Source organism: Rhizobium sp. P1_E1 (assembly GCF_056406015.1).
Genome location: NZ_JBFUAY010000195.1, coordinates 1 through 8,089 on the forward strand (window position 1 = coordinate 1; position 8,089 = coordinate 8,089).

The window sequence follows — 8,089 nt, forward strand, 5'->3', positions numbered from 1 at the left end:
GGCGATGGCCGGCGACAATAAGAGCTTCACCGACATGGACCATATCGCCATTGCGGATCTGAGGTGAACGTCGTGGCAAATCCCTTCGACCTTTCCGGCCGGGTTGCCGTCGTCACCGGCGCCAATACAGGGCTCGGCCAGGCCATCGCAGCCGCACTGGCAGCGGCCGGTGCGTCGATCGTCGCCGTCGGACGCTCCTCAATGGACGAAACCGAGGCGCTGGTGAAGGAAGCGGGAAGCCGCTTTCATGTCGTCAAGGCCGATCTTGCCAGCATCGAACCGGTCAAGGGGATCGTCACTGAGACCATCCAGACCTTCGGCGGCCTCGACATCCTCGTCAACAATGCCGGCATCATCCGCCGCGCCGATGCGCTCGACTTCACCGAGGAAGACTGGGACGCGGTGATCGACGTCAACCTGAAGACCGCCTTCTTCCTGTCGCAGGCCGCCGGCCGCCACATGGTCGACAAGGGCAGGGGTAAGATCATCAACATCGCCTCGCTGCTCTCCTTCCAGGGCGGCATCCGGATCCCGTCCTATACCGCCTCGAAAAGTGGCCTCGCCGGCCTGACCAAGCTGCTGGCCTGCGAATGGGCCGGCAAGGGCGTCAACGTCAACGCCATTGCCCCGGGCTATTTCGTGACCAACAACACCACGGCGCTGCGCGAGGATGCCGACCGCAATGCCGCCATCCTTGCCCGCATCCCGGCCGGGCGCTGGGGAACGCCGTCCGAACTCGGCGGTGCGGCCGTATTCCTGGCATCGTCGGCGTCCGACTACGTGCATGGAACGGTGCTGCCCGTCGATGGCGGTTGGCTGGCGCGCTGATCGGTCTCACGCCGTGCCTCTTTTCAGGCGGGCTAAGGATGCTCTATCGCTTCGACTCTCCGCATAACCCCGAAAATTGATTCCGGTTTTCGGGGTTATGCGCTAGGGCTGCTGCCCACCGCATCGGCGTAGATGCGGAATGCGAACAGGAAACGGGGTCGGCAAAGCCGCCTCGACACCAGGATTTCGAAACAGGATGGCAGATAAGGACAACGCGGTCTTCAATACCATTCAGCAGGCGCCGAACCTGCGCAGCAACCTTGCCGATATGTTGACGGCGCAAATCGAGTCCGGCGACCTGAAGCCCGGCCAGCGCCTGCCGACCGAACAGGCGATCATGACGGCGACCGGCGTCAGCCGGACGATCGTTCGCGAAGCGCTTGCCGCCCTGCGTGCAAAGGGGTTGATCACCACACGGCAAGGCCTTGGGGCTTTCGTCTCGAACGATCCGACACCGAGATCCTTCTCGATCATTCCGAACGACCTGCAGTCGATCGACGAGGTTCTGCGCGTGCTGGAGCTGCGCATGGGGATCGAATACGAAGCCGCCGGCCTTGCCGCGCTGCGGCGCACGCAGGACGATATCGACCGCATGCAGGATCGTCTCGATGCCCTCGACAAGGCGCTCGAAGAGGGCGGATACGGCGCGCAGGAGGATTACGCCTTCCACAGGTCCATTCTGGTCGCGACACAGAACTCCTATTACGGCCGCCTCTTCGACACGTTCGGCAACATCATGGTGCCGCGGCAGTGGGCGCGCTTGGACGAGATGACATCAGCCGAGCGCAAGCGCCATGCGGCGCGCATGCGCAGGGAACACCATGCCATATTCGCGGCAATCCGCGACCGCGACGAATCCGCCGCGCGCCGCGCCATCCGAAGCCACCTGTCGAAGAGCGCCGCGCGCTTCGAGGAGTTGCGCGACGCTACGGCATAATCCTTTTCACACCTCAGGCTTCGGTCTCATCAGCCGAAGCCAGGCGGCGTGGTCGGTTTGCAGATCGACCGAGGCGTGGATCGCGGGAAGAAGCGGTTTGCGTTTGCGTCGGCCGAAGCGCCGTTTGAAGCCGAGGATATTTTCGACGACGCTTCTGGTGTAGAGCCCGGGGCCGCTTGAATAGATGCGCCATCCACCGTCGACGGCGATCTCTCCCGCCTTGACCCGCTCCCATTCGGCCGCCGCCTGATAACGATCATGGAAAGCCGCGTCGCTGCTGCTGAAATAGGTATTGCGCTGGCGCAGCGAAGCATGCGGCAGCGCTGATGTGACTGAAATCGGATTGACGACAGCGATCGCCTTCCAGAGTTCGTCCACTTCCGCCTCCAGCGCCAGCGTCTCGCAGTAGCGCAGATGCGCATGTACATACATCAGCCCGATCTCGCGCCCGAAGAAAGAGGAGGATTCGGCGCGGCGAAACAGTGTCTCGGGGCCGCCGGCATAGGTCGCGGGCTTTTCCATCAGCCGCACGCCGTCGGGAAAGAGCAGATGCTCTTCGATCAGCTTCATATGATCGCGTCGCTGAACCRGCGTAAAGAGGCCGCCGAGCATCGCCTGCGTCATCGAGATCAGCGAGTAATGCAGGCCGGTGCGCCGGTCGCTCGGGTGCAGCAGCAATTCGACGCCATCATGGCTGGGATCGAAGATACCGTAGCCGGCAACGATACCGTCACGCACGAGATGGCGGTTGAAATCCCGGCGCATCGCCGTTGCGATCTTCCTCAAGCCCTTGGCCTTGTCGCCATGGCCGAGGCGGCGCAGGATCGCGGAATAACGGACGATCTGCTCGTAGAGCAAAGCAACGGTCCAACTGCTGACCATCCAATCGCGCAGATGCGGATCGGCCGGCTGCAGGGAATCGTTCCAGTCTCCCTCGCCATAGCGGATCAGATGCGTTCCCGGGATGAAAGCTTCGCCAACGGTATCGAGCAGCTTCTCGACATGGATTGCGATGGTGTCGGGCTCCGGTGCCCGGGCCATCGTCTTTTCATCACGCCAGGAGACTTTCTCGTCGAGGATGGCGAGATCGCCGGTCGCTTCGATATAGTCGCAGAGCGCCTTCAGCGGCCAGACAACGATGTCGCCGTGACTATCGCCTGCCCGGATATTGGCATAGGGCTCCAGCATGAACCACTGCGGCCAGTCACCTTTTTCCAGGTATTGTTCGCTGAAGACGGTCTTCAGCACCTCTTTGGCTTCGCGGTCATGCTCGTAGGCGAGCAGGAATTCGATCGGCCCCTGGCAGGCGTCGCGCGTACCCCAGGCAGCACCGGTATATTGCTCGAGGCCGTGCGGCACGCTCAGATGCACAATGGCATCATGCGCGAGCCAGGGAAGCAGGGCCGTCTGCGCGGCAAGGTCGGGCGAGGTGCTGGCGATCGTCACGCCGCGCACGGCGTTCCGCCAGAATTTTGATGCCGGCGCAAGCATGGCATCACCGGTGACGCCGGCCTCATATCGTTGCGCCAGGCGCTCGGCCTCCGCCGCATCGGTCATCGAGCCGACGACGGCAAAGGAAAGCGTCTGCGTCGGTCGCGATCGCAGTGCGACGAAGGCGCCGTTGCGCGCCATCCCGTCGCTATAGAGCAATTCGTCGCCACCGATCTCCTCGATTGCATCGGGCGTCGAACTCACCAGCCAATAGCTGGCATCGGGATAACGCTCGCCCCAGAGCCAGGCCGGGTCCGGCCGGAAAAGAATGCGCTTGGCTAAGGTGTCGAATGCGATCTGCCCGCCCGCGTCATATTCGCGCTCGCCGAGCACGACATGACCAAACACCAGGAAGCGGCATGGCTCGCCCTCGACAGAGACGGTCCACTGCATCGCCGCATCCTCGCCGGAGGCGACTGCCGATACGATGATCGTGCGTTCGGAGAGGCGATAGATCCAACGGCAATCGCTGAGTCCCATTTCGAAAGCCGACGGCACCGCCAGAAGCTGCCAGCCGGCGCCGACATCCGCCATGATGCGCAGCCCGCCGGCGCGCGTCAGATTGTAGGGGTCACGGGAGACGGAAAAGAGCTTGTGAAAAGACGTATTGCCGATCGTCAGCTGCGCCGCAAAAATGCCCTGCATCCAGCAGGTCGCGGCAAGCGTCGCATCGTCGAGCAGCATATTCTCACCGCTTCTGACGATCGCGCCGTGACGGCGCGCCACCATGAGCTCCTTGTCGCGCAGGACCACATGACGGTTCAAAACGCCGTCCGACACGAAAAACGAAAGAAGCTTTCCGTCGACGCGCTCTTCCAGGCTCCGCTCCGGATAGAGCTGGCTGATCGCCTTTTTGTCCAGCGCCTCGGCCTTCAGCAAGGCAGCATCCTGAAGCAGGCTGCGGACCGGCGTGACCTCCTCGATATCGGCAGCCGCACTGTTGGTCGCCGCAAGCGCGTCAAGTCGTGAAAGGTCGGCATCGCTCGACGCTTCGGGATGATCGGCGGCGAAGACGGCAAAGAAGGTCGCGGTCACACCGCTTGCCGGCACGGAGAGCGATTTCGACTGGATGGCGGGACACGCCGTCTCTTGCTGCCGCCGTTTGCTCGGCAGGCTGGTGCCGAAAGGGCCGACCAGCCGATCGTCGAGGCGGTCCTTCGCCTGCACCAGCTGAATGGCATCCGTGGCATAGGCAGCCGCCCCATCGCGGCAGCCTTGCACGAGCCAGGGGTTGCGGGCACCCGACTGCTTGAGATTTTGCCGGTTCATCACGACCGGGCCGAATGTCTCATGATCGGCGATATGGTGATCGACATATTGCGATGCATAGGCTTCGCTGTTCATCAGGAAGCCGCGGTCGCCGAGACCGATGTCCTGGATCAGTACCAGATCCACCGGCAGCGCTCCATCCTTCAGATGGCGGATGGAGACACGCCAGAACCAGGCCGTTTCGGATGGATGAAGCTCGAGGCGGACGGTGTAGCCGATATCGCCTGTTTTGCCGCTCCAGGAGAAGCTCGTCGCATCGTGCCCGAAGCTTCCATCGGCGCGAGGCCCGACAATCTCGACGACATCAGGTGTCGCACCGCCGATGCGCAGATAAAGCCGTCCGATGCCGCCGGTGAGCGGCGAACCCTGGATCTGGTTGACCTGCACCGATCCCTTGTCGTCGGCATATTCGATGGCAAACAGCGTGCCGTTCGGCAGGGCCGCTATCGACAGGCCGGATCCGTTGCTGATCGTGAAGAGGCCTAGCTCTTCGCGTCGGGGCATTTGAAAACTGCGCGTAAGGTCCGTGGCCATTGAGATCTCGTCGATTGGCTTCAGAGGGGAACTGGAAGATGACGCAAAATGATTGAGAGAAATCTTACCGGCGATCGGAAGATCGGCAACTTGTCACCATGGTTTTCACGTTGAGGCCGGTCGCCTGGCGAAGGGCACTGAGAGCAGGGCGCAGCCGGTCAGAATAGCGACGATCATCCAGGCTTCGTTGATCGCCTGGACGCTAGCCGCGGTCTGGACCAGCGGATCGAGCAGCGCCATGGTATCTGCATCGAAGCTGCCGCTATGTGCCGATATGGTCTGGAGAGGCGCGCCGACGAATGCCCCAGCCTCGATGTCGCCGGCTTGAAGACGGGTCCACAGGGCCTGTCCCAGCGGTTCCGAGCGCGTGTAGATGATGGTGTCGATCAGCGCGATGCCGATCGCCCCGCCGAGATTGCGCATCAGGTTGAAAAGTCCACTGGCATCGGGAATGCGATCTGGCGGAAGTGTGCCGAGCGCCAGCCGCGTCGGCGGCAGCAGGCAGAACATGATGGCGACGCCGCGCACGACCTGCGGCCAGAACATCGCGTCATAATCCGTGCGAGGATCCTGAAACGCGCTCATCCCGACGCCGATCGCAAAGAGCGCGAAACCGGCCGCCGACAGCAGCCGCGCATCCATGCGCTTCTCCAGCGCGACCGCGATCGGCGCCGTCACCAACTGCGCGATGCCGGTGACCAGCATCGTCATGCCGATCTCAAGCGCGTCATGCCCCCTGATGAAAGCAAGAAAGACCGGCATGAGATAGACCGAACCGAAAAGGCCGATGCCAAGCACGAAGCTCAGAACCGAGCCGACGAGAAAGTTCTGGTCACCGAAATTGCCGAGATCGACGATCGGCCTGTCTCGGCGCAGCGTTCGCCAGACGAAGACGCCTCCCGATGCAAGGCAGACGGTGAGCAGGCTGAGCACGTAGGCCGAGATCCAGCCGCTCGTCGGCGCCTCCTTCAGGCTGAGTTCCAAAGTCGTCAGCGCGGTCGCCATCAGCAGGAGCGACAGACCATCGAGATGCCTCAGTTCGGACGGATCGGTCGCCTGCCGCGGCAGGGACCGTGCGGCCAGGATTGCCGAGACGATACCGGGGATGATGTTGATCAGGAACAGCCAGTGCCAGGAATAGGTCTGCGTCAGCCATCCGCCGACGATCGGTCCGACGGTCGGCGCCAGCACCGCAAGCACGCCGGCGATCGTCGTCGCAAGCGCCTGCCGCTCGTTCGGAAAGAGAATGAAGACGGCTGAAAATACCGAGGGGATCAGCGTTCCGCCGGAAAAACCCTGAAGCACCCGCCAGGCCACCAACTCGCCGAAGCTGCCGCTCGCCGCACAGCCGGCGGAGGCTGCGACGAACAGGCTGATGGCAATGACGAACAGCCATCGCATCGTCAGCAGCCGGGTCAAGAAGCCGGTGAGCGGGATCGCCACCACTTCGGYGATGAGATAGGCCGTCTGTATCCAGCTCATCTGATCCGGATCGATACCGAGCGCGGACTGGATGGTCGGCAGCGATGTTGCCACCACCTGGACGTCGAGGATTGCCATGAACATGCCGACGCACATCGCCAGGAAGCCGATCCAGACGATGGCGGGCGTTTCATCAGGACGGGTAGATTCAAGTCGTTCCGACATGCGATGATCCCGCGCGCTGCGTTCTCCGCCCTGGGGTGCGAAGACTACGGCCGATCGTGGTTGCGATCGGGACGACGGACAGCATGGCTCGGAGGTGAACCGCGATTTCGCCGATCGCGACACCATAGTTCGGATGAGGACAGGAGGGATAGGGACCCGCCGGCACAAATTTGCGAACGCGATCGAGCCTGACCGGGTGGGCCAGGCTCGATCGTGTCACCAAACGGATTTGCTCCGAGCGCCCTATATATCAGGCGCTTAGCTGCGGAAGAGCGACAGGATATTCTGCGACGACGAATTCGCGATCGATAGCGACTGGATCGCAAGCTGCTGTTGTGTTTGCAAAGCAGACAGTTTGCTCGACTCCTCCTCCATGTCGGCGTCGACCAGCCGGCCCACGCCCGAGTCGATCGAATCGGAAAGCGCACTGACGAAGTCTTCCTGCAGATCGATGCGCGTCGAGATCGAACCTAGTTGCGCACCGGCAGAGGTCATTGCCGACAGTGCGGATTCGATGGTCGACAGCGCCGACTGGATCTGACCGGTGGTGAAGTCGGTGATATCAAGCGAATAGACGGAATCGCCGTTTGCATCAGCCGTTCCGAGGATGCCGGACGCGGTATCGATCGTCCCGCTGCTCATGCCGAACAACACATTGCCCGTGGAGCTGGTATCCAGAGCGTATTCCGTCATTTTAACGGAAACGGCGCCGGAGCCGTCGCGTACGAAGGACGATACGACACTTTTCGTGCCATCCGCGCCCGCGACCCAGTTCTCACCGGAGAACGATGCCGACTGGGCAATGCTCAGCAGCTGTTCCTGAAGCTGGCTGATTTCTTCCTGGACCTTGGACTTGTCGACACCGTCCTCGGTCGCTGCGACAAGCTTGGATTTGATCTCGTCGACGACGTCGATCGCATTGTCCATGGCCGTATAGGCAGTATCGACCTTTGCTGCGCCGAGGCCCAGCGCGTCGGACACGGCGGAGAGCGCCTTGTTGTCGGACCGCATCGTGGTTGCGATCGACCAGTAGGCGGCGTTGTCGGATGCGGTGTCGACCCGATAGCCGGTGGAAACACTGTTCTGTGTCGTTTCGAGACTGGAGTTGATGTTGCGCAGCGTCTGAAGGGCAGACATCGCTGAATTGTTCGTATTGATGCTCGTCATGGGAAATTCGACCCGCTCTTAGAAGTTGAATGTGTTGCATCCCGGGGAACATCCCGGCCGTGGCGAGCAGCCTCATGCTTATCGACCAATGTTCGAGAAGGTCGATTCGCCATCGTTGAAACAATTATGGTACTTAAAGGTACATTAATTATTAACGCCGGAATTATCCTTACAAAACAACGCAGGTAAGCGGCTCGGAGGCCGTTGCAAAAAGTT

Annotated in this window: 5 protein-coding genes; 2 read left to right on the forward strand and 3 right to left on the reverse strand. The window is 61.8% G+C overall.

The annotated features are described in order from the left end of the window. Positions 1–63: 63 nt before the first annotated feature. Positions 64–828 carry a 2-dehydro-3-deoxy-D-gluconate 5-dehydrogenase KduD gene (gene kduD / locus AC1D1Z_RS30965; protein WP_028732556.1) on the forward strand — a complete coding sequence of 255 codons (765 nt, stop codon included), beginning with the start codon at positions 64–66 and terminating at the stop codon, positions 826–828. Between the two features lie 196 nt (positions 829–1,024). Next, complete coding sequence (locus AC1D1Z_RS30970) at positions 1,025–1,765, forward strand: FadR/GntR family transcriptional regulator (protein ID WP_028732557.1); 741 nt, start codon at positions 1,025–1,027, stop codon at positions 1,763–1,765. A gap of 6 nt (positions 1,766–1,771) precedes the next feature. Here the strand turns inward: AC1D1Z_RS30970 and AC1D1Z_RS30975 are convergent, their stop codons facing one another. From AC1D1Z_RS30975 to AC1D1Z_RS30985, 3 genes are all read right to left on the reverse strand, one after another. Then, positions 1,772–5,059: a GH36-type glycosyl hydrolase domain-containing protein gene (locus AC1D1Z_RS30975; protein ID WP_477852666.1), complete on the reverse strand. Its 3,288-nt coding sequence runs from the start codon at positions 5,057–5,059 to the stop codon at positions 1,772–1,774. Positions 5,060–5,164: 105 nt separating this feature from the next. Then, complete coding sequence (locus tag AC1D1Z_RS30980; RefSeq protein WP_477852668.1) at positions 5,165–6,706, reverse strand: DHA2 family efflux MFS transporter permease subunit; 1,542 nt, start codon at positions 6,704–6,706, stop codon at positions 5,165–5,167. A gap of 258 nt (positions 6,707–6,964) precedes the next feature. After that, a complete protein-coding gene (locus AC1D1Z_RS30985) occupies positions 6,965–7,873 on the reverse strand; it encodes a flagellin N-terminal helical domain-containing protein (protein WP_018246113.1) in 909 nt (302 codons plus the stop codon). Positions 7,874–8,089: the final 216 nt, after the last annotated feature.